At 50.2% G+C, this 14,128-nt stretch carries 15 protein-coding genes; all 15 read right to left on the bottom strand.

Translation table 11 applies throughout. From position 1 onward, the window contains the following. Positions 1–178 precede the first annotated feature (178 nt). The gene (hisJ, locus tag C1I60_RS07650) at positions 179–1,003 is read right to left on the bottom strand and encodes a histidinol-phosphatase HisJ (RefSeq protein ID WP_137061198.1); all 825 of its coding nucleotides are present in this window, start codon (positions 1,001–1,003) and stop codon (positions 179–181) included. Positions 1,004–1,039: 36 nt separating this feature from the next. Continuing rightward, positions 1,040–1,780, bottom strand: coding sequence for a bifunctional phosphoribosyl-AMP cyclohydrolase/phosphoribosyl-ATP diphosphatase HisIE (gene hisIE / locus C1I60_RS07645; RefSeq protein WP_137061197.1), 741 nt, complete (start codon positions 1,778–1,780; stop codon positions 1,040–1,042). After that, positions 1,777–2,535: an imidazole glycerol phosphate synthase subunit HisF gene (hisF, locus tag C1I60_RS07640; protein ID WP_137061196.1), complete on the bottom strand. Its 759-nt coding sequence runs from the start codon at positions 2,533–2,535 to the stop codon at positions 1,777–1,779. The genes hisIE and hisF overlap by 4 nt, the downstream gene beginning before the upstream one ends. Before the next feature lie 11 nt (positions 2,536–2,546). After that, the gene (gene hisA / locus C1I60_RS07635) at positions 2,547–3,278 is read right to left on the bottom strand and encodes a 1-(5-phosphoribosyl)-5-[(5-phosphoribosylamino)methylideneamino]imidazole-4-carboxamide isomerase (RefSeq protein ID WP_044645048.1); all 732 of its coding nucleotides are present in this window, start codon (positions 3,276–3,278) and stop codon (positions 2,547–2,549) included. Between the two features lie 44 nt (positions 3,279–3,322). Next, positions 3,323–3,952, bottom strand: a complete 630-nt coding sequence (gene hisH, locus C1I60_RS07630; RefSeq protein ID WP_137061195.1) for an imidazole glycerol phosphate synthase subunit HisH — start codon at positions 3,950–3,952, stop codon at positions 3,323–3,325. Between the two features lie 3 nt (positions 3,953–3,955). Then, a complete protein-coding gene (gene hisB / locus C1I60_RS07625) occupies positions 3,956–4,564 on the bottom strand; it encodes an imidazoleglycerol-phosphate dehydratase HisB (RefSeq protein ID WP_137061302.1) in 609 nt (202 codons plus the stop codon). After that, a complete protein-coding gene (gene hisD / locus C1I60_RS07620; protein ID WP_137061194.1) occupies positions 4,548–5,861 on the bottom strand; it encodes a histidinol dehydrogenase in 1,314 nt (437 codons plus the stop codon). Before hisD ends, hisB begins: the two co-directional genes overlap by 17 nt. Positions 5,862–5,917: 56 nt before the next feature. Then, positions 5,918–6,568 carry an ATP phosphoribosyltransferase gene (hisG, locus tag C1I60_RS07615; RefSeq protein ID WP_137061193.1) on the bottom strand — a complete coding sequence of 217 codons (651 nt, stop codon included), beginning with the start codon at positions 6,566–6,568 and terminating at the stop codon, positions 5,918–5,920. Continuing rightward, the gene (locus C1I60_RS07610) at positions 6,565–7,770 is read right to left on the bottom strand and encodes an ATP phosphoribosyltransferase regulatory subunit (protein ID WP_137061192.1); all 1,206 of its coding nucleotides are present in this window, start codon (positions 7,768–7,770) and stop codon (positions 6,565–6,567) included. Before C1I60_RS07610 ends, hisG begins: the two co-directional genes overlap by 4 nt. Before the next feature lie 324 nt (positions 7,771–8,094). Continuing rightward, a complete protein-coding gene (locus tag C1I60_RS07605) occupies positions 8,095–8,589 on the bottom strand; it encodes an acyltransferase (protein WP_170970759.1) in 495 nt (164 codons plus the stop codon). Beyond that, on the bottom strand, positions 8,586–9,239 hold the full coding sequence (gene ppaX, locus C1I60_RS07600) for a pyrophosphatase PpaX (RefSeq protein WP_137061190.1): 654 nt from the start codon (positions 9,237–9,239) through the stop codon (positions 8,586–8,588). Before ppaX ends, C1I60_RS07605 begins: the two co-directional genes overlap by 4 nt. Then, positions 9,236–10,294, bottom strand: coding sequence for a prolipoprotein diacylglyceryl transferase (gene lgt / locus C1I60_RS07595; RefSeq protein ID WP_137061189.1), 1,059 nt, complete (start codon positions 10,292–10,294; stop codon positions 9,236–9,238). Before lgt ends, ppaX begins: the two co-directional genes overlap by 4 nt. A 43-nt stretch (positions 10,295–10,337) precedes the next feature. Beyond that, positions 10,338–11,276, bottom strand: a complete 939-nt coding sequence (hprK, locus tag C1I60_RS07590; RefSeq protein ID WP_134911655.1) for an HPr(Ser) kinase/phosphatase — start codon at positions 11,274–11,276, stop codon at positions 10,338–10,340. Between the two features lie 296 nt (positions 11,277–11,572). Continuing rightward, positions 11,573–12,697, bottom strand: coding sequence for an ABC transporter ATP-binding protein (locus tag C1I60_RS07585; RefSeq protein WP_137061188.1), 1,125 nt, complete (start codon positions 12,695–12,697; stop codon positions 11,573–11,575). A gap of 103 nt (positions 12,698–12,800) precedes the next feature. Continuing rightward, the gene (locus C1I60_RS07580; protein WP_137061187.1) at positions 12,801–13,949 is read right to left on the bottom strand and encodes a PucR family transcriptional regulator; all 1,149 of its coding nucleotides are present in this window, start codon (positions 13,947–13,949) and stop codon (positions 12,801–12,803) included. Between the last annotated feature and the right edge of the window lie 179 nt (positions 13,950–14,128).

Below are 14,128 nucleotides of genomic sequence, written 5' to 3'. Positions count from 1 at the left end.
ACTTCAAAACGACTTGACAGTAGGGTATACCTCATCCCAAAAAACGGAACCAGGCTCTGGCTCAGCCGCTGAAAAATGAGTGAATAAGCCAAATAGCCGCACGCGCCTTCATGTGTAAAAAGGCAGCGTTCGGCTGGTCATCGGGCTATATAGGCTATATTTAGGCAGAACATAGACATCAAAGCGTCAACGGCACCGTCGAGCGCTCACGCTGTCGGAATACGGCAAGCTCACGATATCCGACCTCATGCAAAAGCGCACGCGCCTTCTCCAAATGCTCGGACAGCTTCGCCGGATCATGTGCATCCGAACCTACCGTCAGCGGGATGCCCAGCGACAATGCCTCCTCCAGCATGCGTCGGCTCGGGAACATCTCCGCACAGGGCTTGGATAGCCCCGATGCGTTCAGCTCGATCGCCCGCCCGCTGCGGGCAACGGCCGATAGTGTGGAGCGCTCCAGCTCGCGCAGCTCCTCCGCTTCCTCCAGCTTCGGATAGTGGCCGAAGCGCTTAATGACATCCAGATGCCCCATGATGTCATACAATCCGGTAGCTGACGCTTTGGTAACTGCATCATAATAAGTGCGGTACACCTCCAGCACATTTTTACCTTCCCAATGGTGTACCTGGCGATAGTCCGTGACATCCCATTCACCTAGGAAATGGACCGAGCCAATCACATAATCCCACGGATATGCGGTGATGATGTCTTCGATTTCCCGTTCCCAGCCCTCGACGTAGTCGCCTTCCAAGCCGACACGAATGTCAATCTGTCCCTTATAACGTTCCTTTAGTTCCAGACATTCTTCCACATATCGGGGCAGCTCTTCCATAGGCATCGCCATCTCCGGGTAATAGTCGGCCGGATTTACATGCAGTAGCGGCATATGATCGGACAGGCCGAGCTGATCCAGTCCCAGCCGAATACCCTGCTGCACATACTCTTCCAGATTTCCTATCGCATGACCACAGCGGGTATGATGCGTATGATAGTCAATTTTCATGCGGCTCTCCCCTCTCTCAGCGCTACATCACCCATTTTAATCACGACGGGGACGCTCATGACGACGGTTCAGCTCAGCCAGCACATCATCCAGCGGTAGTTTGCGCTCTTGTAACAGTACCAGCAAGTGATAGATCAGATCACTGACCTCCAGACGAAGCTCCTCATTATCCTTATTTTTGGCAGCAATGATCGTCTCGGACGCTTCTTCGCCAACCTTTTTTAGAATCTTATCCACGCCTTTGTCAAAAAGGTAGGTCGTATAGGCCCCTTCAGGACGTGTCACTTCCCGCTCCTTAATGATTGCTTCCAATTGGGCAAGCACTTCAAAGCGGTCTGATGCCGCATGAGCCGTGCCCGTTTGAGTCGTCACTGACGCTTGGCCCCCGGCATTATCCTTAGCAGGAGCTACAGCTGTTCCTGGCACGGAAATATCACGGAAAAAGCAGCTCGTTTCTCCGGTATGGCAGGCGGGACCATTGGGAATTACACGGACGAGCAGAGCGTCACCGTCACAATCCAGCTGGATGGAGGTGATTTTTTGCGTATTCCCCGACGTTGCCCCTTTGTGCCACAGCTCCTGTCTGGAACGGGACCAAAACCATGTCTCTCCCGATTCCAGAGAAAGCTTCAGCGATTCTCGATTCATATAGGCCAGCGTCAATACTTGAAGCGTGGCATCATCCTGCACAATCGCCGAGACAAGCCCCGCTTCATTCCAGCGGATATTATCCAATACCTGTTCCAGAGATAGCTGCTGGTTCAATTCGTTGCTCATCGTATCTCCACTCCTCTGCGCTTCAAATCCCGTTTTAGCTCGGGGATTCCTATTTCTTTATAATGAAAAATCGTTGCCGCTAATCCGGCATCCGCTTTACCCGCCGTAAACACATCATAAAAGTGCTCCTGCTTGCCCGCTCCACCGGAAGCAATGACCGGAATACCCACGGTATCCGACACCGCAGAGGTCAGCGGCAGGTCAAAACCATCCTTGGTTCCGTCCGCATTCATGCTGGTCAGCAGAATTTCGCCTGCCCCCAGCTGTTCAGCCTCCTTGGCCCAGGCTAAGGCCCGAATGCCCGATGGCGTGCGCCCTCCGTGCGTATATACTTCCCACTCGCCCCAAGCCTCGTTGTACTTGGCATCAATCGCAACCACGATACATTGTGAGCCAAAGCTGCGCGCACCCTCCGCAATTAGCTGAGGGTTACGAACGGCCGCCGTATTAATACCGATTTTATCCGCCCCTGCACGCAGGATGCGCTTCATATCATCGACATGCGATATTCCGCCGCCCACGGTGAAGGGAATGGCAATTTCCCCGGCTGTCTGGCGAACTACCTCTTCCATAGTCGCACGACCTTCAACCGAAGCGGAAATATCCAGAAATACGATTTCGTCCGCCCCTTCCCGGTCATAAAGCGCCGCCAGCTCTACCGGATCGCCTGCATCACGTAAATTCACAAAATTGACGCCCTTAACTACCCTGCCATCCTTTACGTCCAAGCAGGGAATAATACGTTTAGCCAGCATGCCTACTCCCCCTATGCCTTTGCTACAGCTTGTACGGCGACCTGTAAATCAATGCTACCTGTATACAATGCCTTACCCACAATAGCGCCGCCTACACCTTTTTGCGCATAGGCACTCAACGTAATCAGATCGTCCATCTTGCTGACACCGCCGGAAGCAATTACGGTGCGTCCACTGCTTTTCGCAAGTGCCACGATCGCCTCCACATTAGGCCCCTGCATCATTCCGTCGCGGGAAATATCTGTGAAAATAAACGTTTCCGCTCCCTTGGAAGCCAGCTCCGCAGCCAATTCATCTGCTCGAACCTCCGAGGTTTCGAGCCATCCGCGCGTCGCTACATAGCCATTTCGTGCATCCAGACCAATAGCGATCCGGTCGCCGTAGGTGCCCAGCACCGCTTCCGTAAAAGCGCGGTCCTCAATCGCCGCCGTGCCCAAAATCACGCGGCTCACGCCCAGTGACAACAGCCGCTCCACATGCTCGCGCGTACGCAAGCCGCCACCCACCTGTACAGGGACCTGTACCGCAGACGCGATGCGTCCGATCAGCTCATCATTCACAGGTTGACCCGCTTTAGCACCGTCCAGATCGACCAAATGAATGTAGGAACCGCCCAAGCGCTCCCATTCCCGGGCCACCTCCACCGGATTTTCATTGTATATCGTCTCCTGGTTATAATCACCCTGCACCAGCCGTACACATTTGCCATCGCGAATATCAATCGCCGGATATATCGTGAACAAAGTATGACCCCCTTGTGAGCTTATTCAAAAATACCTGTGTGTAATTACGCTCGCTTTTCCGCCTCAGCCAGTTGCAAAAACTGACGAAGCAGTCGCATTCCCATTTCCCCGCTCTTCTCCGGATGGAACTGCATACCGTATACATGGCCTCTGCCTACGATAGCTGTTACCGGCCCGCCGTAATCGGTCACCGCCAGCAAATCGCTTTCTACCTCCGGCTTGGCATGATAAGAATGTACAAAATACACATGCCCTTCCTCCAAGCCTTGCAACAATGGATGTTCCGGCTGCGTCATGTGCAGACGATTCCAGCCCATATGCGGTACCTTTACACCCAGATCAGGAGCAAAGCGCACGACCTCTCCCGGCAAAATATCCAGCCCCTCATGGCTGCCATATTCTTCGCCACGAGTGAACAGCAGCTGCATCCCCAGGCAAACGCCAAGCAGCGGCTGTCCGGCGCTCGCAACCTCCTGAATGACTCGATCCAGGCCGCTGGAGCGCAAATGCTCCATAGCGTCTCCGAACGCCCCTACACCCGGCAAAATCACACCGCTGGCGGAACGAATCACCTTCGCATCTCCTGTCACTACAGCCTCATAGCCAAGGCGCTCAACCGCCTTGCTCACACTATGCAGATTGCCTCTGCCGTAATCCACAATAGCAATGGACATGGACTACAGCACTCCCTTCGTCGAAGGCACTCCCGTTACCCGCGGGTCAATGGATGTCGCTTCATCCAGCGCACGTCCCAGTGCCTTGAACACCGCCTCGATCATATGGTGGGTATTTTGCCCATAGTGAACAATGACGTGCAGCGTCATACGAGCCTCCAGCGCGAATTTCCACAGAAACTCATGCACCAGCTCCGTCGAAAAGCTTCCTACCTGCTGGGACGGATACTGCGCTCGATACTCAAAATGGGGTCGGTTACTTAGATCAATGACGACCTGCGCGAGCGCCTCATCCATCGGTACAAAGACGCTGGCATACCGCTTGATTCCTTTTTTATCGCCTAACGATTCCAGCAAGGTTTGCCCCAGACAGATACCAATGTCCTCTACGGTATGGTGGTCGTCGATATCAACATCCCCTCTGGCCTGTACGTTCAGGTCAAATTGTCCATGCTTGGTGAACAAATCCAGCATATGATTCAGAAAAGGAACATCTGTCTCAATTTCCGCTTGTCCTGTACCGTCTACCGCAAAAGATAGCTGAATATCCGTTTCGTTCGTCTTTCGGCTGACGCTGCCTGCACGCCCTGCTCCGTTATTTTCGTTCCCCATCGCCATCCACCGCCTTCTTCTCATTGTCCAATCGAACCTGTATCGCCCGTGCGTGGCCTTCCAACCCTTCATGCCGGGCAAGCTGCATAATCGTCTCTCCATTGCGCAGCAGCGCTTCCTTGCTGTAATAGATCATACTCGACTTCTTAATAAAATCATCAATATCGACCGGAGAAGAGAACCGCGCGGTTCCATTGGTCGGAATAATATGGTTAGGTCCGGCAAAATAATCGCCTACCGGCTCCGAGCTGTACGCTCCAAGAAAAATCGCTCCCGCATTTTCGATCAGACCGACATGCCCCATTGGATTCTCCGTCATGATTTCCAAATGCTCCGGGGCAAGTTTGTTCACAATCTGGATCCCCTCATGCAACGTATCCACGACAATAATCGCTCCATAGGCATCAACCGATGCAGCAGCAATATCTCTGCGCGGCAGCTCCGCCAATTGGCGCTGTACCTCGGCTGATACTTCTGCTGCCAAGCGTTGCGAGGGCGTAACCAGAATGGCCGAGGCCATTTCGTCGTGTTCTGCCTGCGAGAGCAGGTCAGCCGCTACATAAGAGGCATTCGCTGTATCGTCAGCCAGCACGACAATTTCACTCGGTCCTGCAATACTGTCGATATCCACCGCACCGTATACCTCGCGCTTCGCCAGCGCTACATAAATGTTGCCTGGGCCGCAAATTTTATCGACCGGTTCAATACTATCTGTCCCATAAGCGAGAGACGCAATCGCCTGCGCTCCGCCAACCCGGTACATTTCTGTCACACCCGCCTCTGCCGCAGCTACCAGTGTATATGGATCAATTCCCGCCTTGCCGCCTGTTGCCGGGGGTGTCACCATGACAATCTCCGGTACACCAGCCACCTGAGCCGGGATCACATTCATCAGCACCGAGGATGGATAAGCCGCTTTACCGCCGGGAACATACACACCTACCCGCTTTAACGGTCGGATAATCTGGCCCAGCAAGCTGCCGTCCGGCTGTAAATCCATCCACGAATTACGTTTTTGCTTCGTATGAAAAGCACGGATATTGTCCGCCGCCTCCCGAATAGCCTGCAAAAAAGAAGGCTCCACCTTGTCATATGCCGCCTTCAATTCTTCCTTCGTCACACGGAGCTGCTCCGCCGTCAGCGATACACCATCGAACGATTCCGTATACCGCAGTACAGCCGCATCTCCCTCCTGCCGTACCGAACGGATAATCGCACGAACGGCTTCATTTTGCTCAGGTGTACCGTAATCCACCTCGCGCTGGAGATTGAAATCACGGGCTGATACGATCTTCATTGTCCCTTCCCCCTTACTTGCAGCTTGCAGAATGTTCTATTCTCCTAATCATTGGCCTATTCCTTAGTCCTAGGTGCCACCGTAGTCGGAATCACTTGATGCAATCGGTCACACAATGCCTGAATCGGACCATTTTTCATCCGGTAGCTGACCCGATTGGCAATCAGCCGACTCGTAATATCCAAAATGCTGATCTGCTCGACCAATCCGTTCTCTCTCAAGGTCTGCCCTGTTTCCACCATATCGACAATCCGGTCTGCAAGACCGATTAACGGTGCCAGCTCGATGGAACCGTTCAGCTTGATAACCTCCACCTGCTGGCCTTGCTCCCGAAAATACTGGGAAGCCACATTCGGATACTTCGTAGCCACCCGCTGACGAATACCCGGCTGCCAATCCGGCAAAGCAATGACCGACATTCGGCAACGGGCAATCCCCAGATCAAGCAGCTCATACACATCCTTGTTCTCTTCCAGCAAAACATCCTTGCCTACAATGCCGATATCCGCAGCTCCGTACTCCACATACGTGGGAACGTCCACCGGCTTCGCCATAATAAACTCCATTCCCAGTTCAGGCAGCGGAATAACCAGCTTGCGCGTATCATCTACATCTACTGGAATAGGAACCCCCGCTCGACGAAACAGCTCGGAAGCCTGCTTATAGATCCGTCCCTTTGGCATGGCTACCTTCAACGTCTCCGTCATGGCAATTCCCTCCCTTGTACTGGTTGTCTTTCTTCGGCTGTGTAGCTGTAAACCTCTGCGTACAAATCCTGTTGCTCGCGGCGGCGATCCTCTGGGCCACCCGTCAGTCCTGTAACGACTGTCCGTCCTGCTCCTCGAAGTTGTGCAGCGGCGGATAATGCCTCTCTGCGTCCCTGCTCGTCATAACGAATAAGCACCGGGCGTTTCGCCTCGATCTGAATACCGTCTACGCCATCGACAATCCGGTTCGTCTTCAATGCAAATCCCGTCGCAGGCACGGAACGACCAAACTGCTGTAGCAGATTGTCATAGCGCCCTCCATTACATACGGGAAATCCGATTTCCGCCGCATAGCCCTCAAAAGTCATTCCTGTATAATATGAAAAATCCCCGATCATAGTAAGGTCAATTAGCACATGCTCAGACACACCGTAGCTCTCCAGCACTTCCCATACCTCACATAGATGTGCAATAGACTGGATCGTCTGTTGCTCTACACTAAGGCGAGTAGCCTGCTCGCAAATCTCTTTGCCCCCGCGAAGCCTAAGAATGGCCTCCAGCTTATCCCGATGTTCGGTAGGCAAACCCAAAGCCTCAATCGCTGTCCGGTAGCCCACCACATCACGGTTCAATAACAGTTCCTTTAACGCTTGCTGTTCAGCCTGTCGACCCGGAATGATTTCCTCGAACAGACCATTCAGGAATCCGACATGCCCCATGGCAATTTTAAAAGAGGACACCCCTGCCGCCTGCAACGATGCAATCGCCAATGCCACGACCTCTGCGTCAGCCTCAGGAGAGTCATCGCCCACCAGCTCCACACCCGTCTGGAAGAATTCCGCTTCTCTTCCCGCCTCTTCCTCAATCGCCCGAAATACATTTGCGTGATAGGAAAGCCGGAGTGGTACTTCCTCTTCCTTCAACAGCGACGATACCACACGCGCAATCGGCGCGGTCATATCAGATCGCAGCACCAGCGTAGTTCCCCGGTTATTGAGCAGTTTGAACAACTTCCGATCCGAAGTAGAACTAGCCACACCCACCGTATCGTAATACTCCATCGTAGGCGTCATAATCTGACGATAGCCCCAACGCTCCATACATTCGAGTACATTCAATTCAATCGTCCGCAGCTTCGACACCGCACGCGGAAGGTAATCCCGAACCCCTACGGGGATTTCAAATCCTTTTGGCTTGGACATCTCTATTCACCTCATGATTTCGCAATATCTTTATCATGGTAAAGTGCTAATAAACTAAAGTATATTCGATATATTATCATGCCTTGCCTGTGAACGTCAACCGAACGGATCAGCCCATTTTGGAGCAGCATTGCGAAACGATCTCCCCCTCTTTATTTTATCCATTGCAAAATTCATAAATCCTATAAGAAAAACATCTATCGACGTACTTTCACAGAAGCAAGGCCGTGCTTAGCGGAAGTTTTTCTTGCGATTAAATTATACAAAAAAACAACACAAAAAGGCCCCTTAATCCTTAAGGGACCCTTATTGTTATGCTATTAACTATACATCCGCACCCGACCGTCTTAACTCACGCAACGGATTACCTCCCACGAATGCCCCTGCCGGCACATCCTTATGAACAACTGCCCCCGCGGCTACTACAGCTCCATCACCTATGGTAACACCGGGCAGAATGGTCGTATTGGCGCCAATTAATACATTATTCCCGATCATTACTTTACCAATACGATACTCCTGTATGAGATATTCATGCGCCAGAATGGTCGTGTTATATCCAATCACCGAATTGTTCCCTATCGTAATATGCTCTGGAAAAAAAACATCCACCATCACCATCAGACCGAAGGCCGCATGCTGCCCTACCTTCATCCCAAGCACTCTGCGGTAAATGACATTCTTCCAGGATAGCACGGGACAATACCGGGCGATCTGTATAAAAACAAAGTTTTTAATCCCTTTCCAGCGGCTTACCGTCCGATAAATCTGCCACAGCGCATTGGGGCCTTCCACAGGATAGCGGTTAACCTTCCTCACGATACCTCGACACCTTGAAGCTCCAGCTTCAGTAAATCCCGCATATCATGCAAAATGTAATCCGGTCCATATCCCCGTAGAGTTTCTTCACCCTTCAGGGACCAGGCTACACCCGCCGATTTCACGCCTGCGGCTTGAGCCGATAGAATATCAAAAGAGCTGTCTCCAACCATCAACGTATGCTCCGCCTTGGCGTTCAAGCCAGCCAGCGCCTTAAGCACAGGCTCTGCGTGTGGTTTCGGATGCTCTACGTCGTCCACCGTCACAATATAGTCCATAGAGGAGGTCAGATTGAACAGATCCAACACACGAATCGTAGAGGGTCGTATTTTAGTCGTCACAACCCCCAGCTTAATTCCACGCGCACGCAGCTCCTGAATAACCTCGATGACATGCGGAAAAGGCTTCACCATTTGGTCGTGATGGAGCAAGTTATAGGCACGATAGCCTTTAACCAGCTCAGACACATCCTTTAATCCCGAAAAGGTACGAAGCTGGTCATCCAGCGTTCCACCCATATGAGGGATAATATGCTCCCGCGTCAGCGGGTCAGCGTCCGGGTGATTCAAAATGTGCAGAAATGTGCTGATAATCAGCTCATTCGTATCCATAATCGTTCCGTCCAGGTCGAATAAAATCGTGTTTATCATAGATGCTCCTTCTTGTCCTCGTCCATGTCTTCCTTGTGTAGCTTATCCGGCGCAGCCGTTGTCGGCGTAATCGTATCTTGACCCGGGCGAGAAGCCTGTTCCGGCGTCACGTCAGGCACCTGATCGACTCCTACCTTGCTGGAGACAATCGGATCGCTATATTTCGGAACAGATGCACCCTTACGACGACGAACCACAATGAAAATCACAGCAGCTACAACAATGAAGATAGGGAGCAGTTGCGAGATCCGTACATTACCGTAACTCGGGTCCAGATGCCCTGGTTCAAACCCCAGCCATACCATAGGAGACCACAAAGCATTCACAAAAGAAGCCAGCCAGTCTGGTCCCTGAAAAGCCAAACTATCCGTCCGTACACGCTCAATGAAAAAACGGCCAATCGAGTACCAAATGAAGTAAAACGCAAACATTTCACCTGCACGTACAAATTCCATACGTCGAATGACGAGCAACAGAATCACACCTACAATACTCCACAGGGATTCATACAGGAATGTAGGATGGTGAAACACCCCGTTAACGTTCATCTGATTCACAATGAAATCCGGCAGATGCAGTTGATTCCGCAAAAAGCCTTCTTCCGTCGGTCCACCGTAGGCTTCCTGATTGACAAAGTTACCCCAGCGGCCAATCGCTTGACCGATCAGCAGACCCGGCGCACAGATATCCGCAATCCGCCAGAAATTATAACCCTTATAGCGGAAATAGATGACTGCGCATATAATCGCGCCGATCAATGCGCCGTATATCGCAATACCGCCATTCCAGATTTTAAAAACATCCCATAGATTATCTCGATAGTCTTCCCATTTGAAGGCTACATAATAAATACGCGCTCCAATAATAGCCGAAGGAACACCCAGCAGCAGCATATCCATAAAAAATTCCTGTGGTATGCCAAATCTTTTACCTTCACGAATGGCGAGATATAAACCTACAAGCGCCGCCAGCCCCAAAATAAGCCCGTACCAATGAACCTTAATGGCCCCGATTGAAAAAGCAATCGGATTCAGCAGTAATGTTGCCGTTGACATATGTTTCTCTCACTCCTTGTTCTTCCTTGCAAACGACTGAACCTTAATCCATATCTTCCATATCTTCAGAAATTGTAGCAGTCAGCTTGTTCGTAAATTGCAGAGCTGCATTCACGCCCATTTGCTTCAAACGGTAGTTCATTGCCGCCACCTCAATAATAACGGCCAAATTTCGGCCCGGACGAACTGGAATCGTAACGAGCGGAACATCCGTGTCAATAATACGTGTTGTCTCTTCATCCAAACCAAGACGGTCATACTGCTTGTCCTGCTGCCATGCCTCCAGACGGACAACCAGCGTAATCCGCTTGTTGTTACGCACTGCACCCGCACCAAACAGCGTCATCACATTAATGATGCCTACGCCGCGAATTTCCAGCAAATGACGAATCAGTTCCGGCGCCGTACCATGCAACTGAAAATCGGACGTTTGCCGAATTTCCACTGCATCATCTGCTACCAGCCGATGACCACGTTTAACCAGTTCCAGTGCTGTTTCACTTTTACCAATGCCGCTACTGCCCGTAATGAGCATACCTACACCATACACATCACACAACACACCATGAATCGTGGCAGTAGGAGCCAGCTTTCTTTCAAGAAAACCCGTAATGCGGCTTGATAAAATCGTTGTGGCCATATTAGTTCGCAATACTGGGACATCCCGTTCAGCGCTTGCCTCCACCAGTTCTGCCGGTACTTCCAAACCGCGTGTGATGATGATACACGGAGTCAGCTCCGTACATAGACGCTGCATCCGATCCTTTCTTTCCTCAGGAGGAAGCATACCGAGAAAAGCCAGCTCAGACCTTCCCAAAAGCTGCACCCGCTCCTGTGTGTGATATTCAAAATACCCAGCCATCTCCAGCCCTGGACGATTCAAATCATCCACCGTGATCAGCCTACGCAAACCTTTCTCACCGGAAATAACCTCCATTTGAAATTGCTGTACAAGCTCAGATACCTTTACCTTTTTAGCCATCGTGTTCTCCCCTTCATCCTGCATGACCGGATTCTATACGTAATCTTATTTATGTAGCGTCACCCTATCAAACCATATAGCCCACTGCCAACTCATCCTGTGCCAGCCCAAGCCTCATCTTTTCAACATGATTTCGGGCTACCTGTGTTCATACTGAACCCAGACCCATACCAATGTACCCATCGTATCGGAATTTTCCAATGAATGCAATGCCGAAGCTGGAAGCTGTATGGGATATACAAAAAGAGCCGCCTTTCCCCAGCAGGGTAACTGCGACTCTCTTCTATAGATTGGACTTATTCGCCAACCAGAATGCTCAATTCCGATTCTTTATCAAAAATATGAACCTTGTTCATATCAACAGCCAACTTCACTTTGACACCATCACGAGTATTGGAACGTCCGTCTACACGGGCAATAATCGTATCATTTCCAGCGCCACTCAGGTACAACAGCATTTCATGACCGAGATTTTCGGTTACATCCACAGTGGACGTAAAGATCGAATTTGGGGAAGCCTCCAAAAATACGGGTTCTTCATGAATATCCTCAGGACGGATACCCAAGATAACTTCTTTACCGATATAACCCTTGGCTTTCAAAATCTGTCCCTTACCTTCAGGCACGAACAGATCCAGACCTGGTGCATTGAAATACAGTGCGCCGTCCTTCTCCGCCAGCTTACCTGTGATGAAGTTCATCGTAGGAGAGCCAATAAAACCAGCTACGAACAGATTTACTGGACGGTTGTACAGCTCATCCGGGGATGCAGCTTGTTGAATAATGCCATCCTTCATAACAACAATCCGGTCACCCATCGTCATCGCTTCGACCTGGTCATGCGTTACGTAGATAACGGTCGTTTCCAGACGTTTAGCCAGCTTCGTGATTTCCGCACGCATCTGACCACGCAGCTTGGCATCCAGATTGGACAATGGCTCATCCATCAAGAACACTTGCGGGTCACGTACAATCGCACGTCCCAAGGCAACACGCTGACGTTGACCACCTGATAGCGCTTTTGGCTTGCGATCCAGGAGATGCTCAATATCAAGGATTTTAGCCGCCTCACGTACACGCTTATCAATTTCTTCTTTCTTCACCTTGCGAAGTTTCAGACCAAAAGCCATGTTTTGGTATACGTTCATATGCGGATACAAGGCATAGGATTGAAAAACCATCGCAATATCGCGATCCTTTGGAGCTACGTCGTTCACAACACGATCTCCAATATATAATTTGCCGTCCGAGATTTCTTCCAGACCAGCGATCATACGGAGCGTAGTAGATTTACCACAACCGGAAGGACCGACCAATACGAGGAATTCTTTATCTTGAATGTCCAAATTGACATCAATAACCGTAGCTTTATCTGCACCCGGGTATTTTTTGAAAATATGCTCTAAGCGTACACCAGCCATAGCTTTTGCCTCCCCAAGATCAAGTTTTGAAATCGAATACATTTCTTACTTGTATCTTACCCTAGTACCCACTTCGTGGCTATTCGCAAACTGCACAAAAATGCTATTTCCTTTTTGTCACTTTGTACAATAGTAGAAAAAGCTTGACCAAAACCGCATCATTAAACGTCCGCACATCCAAACCTGTCTCCTGTTTAATTTTGTCCAAACGGTAAATCAACGTATTCCGGTGCACGTAAAGGCGCTTAGCCGTCTCACTCACATTACAATCCAGTTGAAAAAAGATATCCAATGTAGCCATCGTTTCAGCATCCTCCAATATGACGGACGACCGCATAACCTGCTCCAAAAACTGCATGCGTTGCTCCTTCGGAATACGGTTTAATAACCTCTCCAAATGCAACTCCCATGAAAAGTGAATATGCTCAGTTACATAAAAAATTTTCCCAAGATGGATCGTCTCCCATAACAAATTCAGCTCTTTGGGAAGACTTTGCAATAGTATAGACGGCTTGGATACCGCCAAATGAAATACACCTACCCACTCATTTGCGATAAGCTCGTATAAACCCAGGCTGAAAGCCGTAAGAACCTCCTCCAGCGATTCCGTGTAATCCGTATCCCTGGTTTCGACATCTTTATCCCGGTCGTCTTCCGTTCCCAACAGTAGTTCCCTTTTAGCCATAATCAGCCAAGACTGTTCATCCAATGGAGTAAGCAGCACATTCCCGCCAAAATAACTAGCTAACAATCGATGTAACTGTGTGTAGGCAATAGCACTCCCCTGTGTTCCTTCACCAGTCAGTACAATGGGGACCATATACGCCGACAACGAATCCCGAAGCCCGAACTCATCAGGAAGCTCTTCTTCATTCTGTAGGTTTCCAGCTTGCTGTATGAGCCATTGTCCAAAACGCTTCATTCGCTCTTCCTCAGCATAAACCGGGTTATCGGGCCGTTGCGTCCTCGTCCCATCCTGCCAGAATTGCTCCATGTTCCAGAGTAACGCTTCAATCAACTTCCGTTCCCGATCCGTCAAATGCTTCGCCTCTACCGCAAAGGCAACCAATTCTCCTGCTATCACACGGAACGGGAAATATATTTTGCTATCACGTACAAATGACTTATCCGGTACAGCCGATTCTGCTGACTGACCTTCTGCAATCATTTCCGGACACCAAGGCTGTATAGTAAAAGGTGCTTGAATAATATTCTGAAGCTGTTGCTGTATCCATTCCGTATCCAAAGCCACACGATCACCACTTCACTTTTTTTAGACTAACCTCTAAGCGAACATAATGAACCTATTATAACCTGTCGATACCTTAAAATAAAAAAGTTAGTAAGAAACATAACCTAAATCCATGCAAAAATGCAAACAAAAAAGCCATCAACTTATAGTTGATGGCTTTCGATGAGCCATGAAGGACT

The sequence above is a fragment of the Paenibacillus terrae genome, from assembly GCF_005217525.1.
Classification (GTDB): domain Bacteria; phylum Bacillota; class Bacilli; order Paenibacillales; family Paenibacillaceae; genus Paenibacillus; species Paenibacillus terrae_C.
The sequence above is the reverse complement of the archived record's forward strand: the minus strand, read 5'-3'. Positions and strand labels throughout refer to the sequence as shown.

Coding starts and splice junctions, on each gene's coding strand:
- hisB (WP_137061302.1), bottom strand. CDS start 4,564: ATGGGGAACGAAAATAACGGAGCAGGGCGTGCAGGCAGCGTCAGCCGA.
- hprK (WP_134911655.1), bottom strand. CDS start 11,276: ATGGCTAAAAAGGTAAAGGTATCTGAGCTTGTACAGCAATTTCAAATG.
- hisH (WP_137061195.1), bottom strand. CDS start 3,952: ATGTCCATTGCTATTGTGGATTACGGCAGAGGCAATCTGCATAGTGTG.
- hisF (WP_137061196.1), bottom strand. CDS start 2,535: ATGCTGGCTAAACGTATTATTCCCTGCTTGGACGTAAAGGATGGCAGG.
- C1I60_RS07610 (WP_137061192.1), bottom strand. CDS start 7,770: ATGTCCAAGCCAAAAGGATTTGAAATCCCCGTAGGGGTTCGGGATTAC.
- hisD (WP_137061194.1), bottom strand. CDS start 5,861: ATGAAGATCGTATCAGCCCGTGATTTCAATCTCCAGCGCGAGGTGGAT.
- hisJ (WP_137061198.1), bottom strand. CDS start 1,003: ATGAAAATTGACTATCATACGCATCATACCCGCTGTGGTCATGCGATA.
- lgt (WP_137061189.1), bottom strand. CDS start 10,294: ATGTCAACGGCAACATTACTGCTGAATCCGATTGCTTTTTCAATCGGG.
- ppaX (WP_137061190.1), bottom strand. CDS start 9,239: ATGATAAACACGATTTTATTCGACCTGGACGGAACGATTATGGATACG.
- C1I60_RS07585 (WP_137061188.1), bottom strand. CDS start 12,697: ATGGCTGGTGTACGCTTAGAGCATATTTTCAAAAAATACCCGGGTGCA.
- hisG (WP_137061193.1), bottom strand. CDS start 6,568: ATGACGGAGACGTTGAAGGTAGCCATGCCAAAGGGACGGATCTATAAG.
- hisIE (WP_137061197.1), bottom strand. CDS start 1,780: ATGAGCAACGAATTGAACCAGCAGCTATCTCTGGAACAGGTATTGGAT.